Origin of the sequence: Micromonospora deserti, assembly GCF_003236335.1 — a bacterium.
GTDB lineage: Bacteria > Actinomycetota > Actinomycetes > Mycobacteriales > Micromonosporaceae > Micromonospora > Micromonospora deserti.
Genome location: NZ_POUB01000531.1, coordinates 1 through 774, shown reverse-complemented (window position 1 = coordinate 774; position 774 = coordinate 1). Strand labels below are relative to the sequence as shown.

Sequence of the window (774 nt, the reverse complement as noted above, 5' to 3'; positions counted from 1 at the left end):
GCCGTGGGCGATACCTGGCAGGGTGGGTCCGGCTCCGTGCTGGACCGGTCCGGCGGTCGGGCCGGCGGTGCCGCCTCCGTCCTCGTACCGGTGCGGACCCGGGTCGCCGGTGCCCCGGCCGTGCCGGTCCGTCACCCGGTCCCGCTCGCCCGGGCCGGGACGTCCCAGCAGCCCGTGGCCGTGTCCCCGCCCAGCCTGAGCGCCGCCTGGCACGCCGCTGCCGCCCGCTGCGCCGCTGCCGCCCGCTGCGCCGGTGCCGCCCGCTGCGCCGCTGCCGCCCGCTGCGCCGGTGCCGCCCGCTGCGCCGGTGCCGCCCGCTGCGCCGGTGCCGCCCGCTGCGCCGCTGCCGCCCGCGTTCCAGCGCGGGCGGGCGAGGCCGGGCGTGCCGGCGCCAGAGGGGCCGCCCCTCGGACCGGCAGCGCCCGGCGGGTCCCCGCGGGTGCCCGCCGTGCCGCCGCCGTCCGGCCCCCGGCCGGTGCCGCCTACGGTGTCGGGCATGCCGAGGCCGCCTGGCCCGGGCCCCGAGCCGCCACTGACACCGAGCGCTCGCGCCCCGCCGGCCGATCCGCCGGCACCGGACCGGAGGGGTCCGATCCCACCCGGCGGTACCGCCGGCCGGAGCACCAGCCCCCGACCCTCCACTCCCGACCCTCCGCGCCCGATGATCAAGACGTTCGCGTCAGCGGGGCCGCTCTCCGTGAGATAAACCTCTTGATCGACATTGGCGGGCGGCGGCGCGTCGGTGGGGAGGTCGTGCAGCAGGCCGGGGGCGTG

General features: G+C 81.4%; 1 pseudogene. It reads right to left on the bottom strand.

The features are described 5' to 3' along the window. Positions 1-498, bottom strand: a pseudogene (locus C1I99_RS34420) (PE family protein); the annotation flags it as partial. Between the last annotated feature and the right edge of the window lie 276 nt (positions 499-774).